2 protein-coding genes are annotated in these 1,399 nt (G+C 28.2%); both read left to right on the top strand.

Annotated features, from left to right (window positions below; translation table 11 throughout):
* The first annotated feature begins 99 nt into the window (after positions 1–99).
* On the top strand, positions 100–690 hold the full coding sequence (locus ACOSP6_RS01150; RefSeq protein ID WP_422092320.1) for a hypothetical protein: 591 nt from the start codon (positions 100–102) through the stop codon (positions 688–690).
* A gap of 151 nt (positions 691–841) precedes the next feature.
* Positions 842–1,372, top strand: coding sequence for a hypothetical protein (locus ACOSP6_RS01145; RefSeq protein WP_422095686.1), 531 nt, complete (start codon positions 842–844; stop codon positions 1,370–1,372).
* The last annotated feature ends 27 nt before the right edge of the window (positions 1,373–1,399 follow it).

The following is a 1,399-nucleotide window of genomic DNA, read 5'->3' as shown; positions in this document are numbered from 1 at the left end:
TCAGGAAATTCAATCTTATTAATTATCTTTCAGCAACAACGGAAAAGAACTCGCGTCCTTTTCCCGCAAAAAATCATACACAAATACGTTGGCAACAATATGAAAAAGAAATTAAGAAATAAAAAAACTCAAAACCCATTTTCTGTTTTAGTTATACTTTTAACTATGGTTGGACTTGGTTTTATGTTTCTTACTTCGATGTATTATGAACCAAGTTGGAACTTTAATTGGAGTAATATTAGAAAAAACATTAGGGACTCGATAACATTATCGAAACACAGAGGAATTACTAGCGGTGTTGGTGGTATGGGAATCTCAACTAAAAGCGAGGTAAGAACTAGGATTTGGGTAATGAAAAATGCCACTGAGCATGAATTACTAAAACTTACAGAATATCCTAATGGAACAATAAAAGCTATTGCTTATGAGGGTTTATTAAGAAAAAAAGAATTTAATAAAAAAGCTGAATTAACATTGAGAGCTTTAAAAGACACTACTTATCTCTTGAGTTATCAATCTGGTTGTATAGGTTGGGAAAGAAAGATTGGAGATTATCTTATTCAGGATATTCTAATGATTGACGATGAAATGCCTCCACCACCAACTGGAATGAATTCTAATATTAAATTGACCGAACTGGAAAAGAAAAATATTTTATTAGAATACAAAAAACAAAAGAAAACTGAATAATACAGTTACCAACAAGGTGTATAATTAATTGCGGCTTAATTTCCTCGCCGGAAATTCAATCTTATTAATTATCTTTCGGAAACAACGGAAAAGAACTCGCGTCCTTTTCCCGCAAAAAATCATACACAAATACGTTGTAAAACATTACTAAATGACTCTAAACATAATAGAACATAATTATATTTTTAGACATAGATATTTCACCATATATAAACTTATCGGAATCTTCTATTTTTATTTTTTACTTAGTTATACTTCAGGGAATTCAGACAACTCCTTTTTGGAGTATAAAAGTTTAATTAAGACTTTCTCTTTGATTTTTATGCTAACAACTTTTATCCTGATTCTGATTAATAACTTTATCTACTACAAAGGAGGTCATATAAAAATAGAGTTTGAGTTAATTACTATAACAAAAAACGACTGGACAAAAACAATTGATTTGAATAAAATAAAATCAATAAGAGTAGAAAAAAATCGTGGAAAAGAATATGCTTTTTACTTTGACGATTTAAGCTTAAATATAGAGCTTAGTGAATTAGAGCTAAAAAATTTAAAAAACTTAAAAACTATAGTGCCTTTTAATTTTGGTAAACCAAGTTTAATTGAAAGAATTAAATACCATTTTAAAACATTTTTAACTAAGAATAAATCTTTTATGGATGAACCTTATCGAAAATAAAACGTTTTACAACAAGGTGTATAATTA

Source organism: Tenacibaculum sp. MEBiC06402, assembly GCF_049239625.1.
In the GTDB taxonomy this organism is placed as follows: Bacteria; Bacteroidota; Bacteroidia; order Flavobacteriales; family Flavobacteriaceae; genus Polaribacter.
This window is presented reverse-complemented; position numbering and strand designations above follow the sequence as displayed.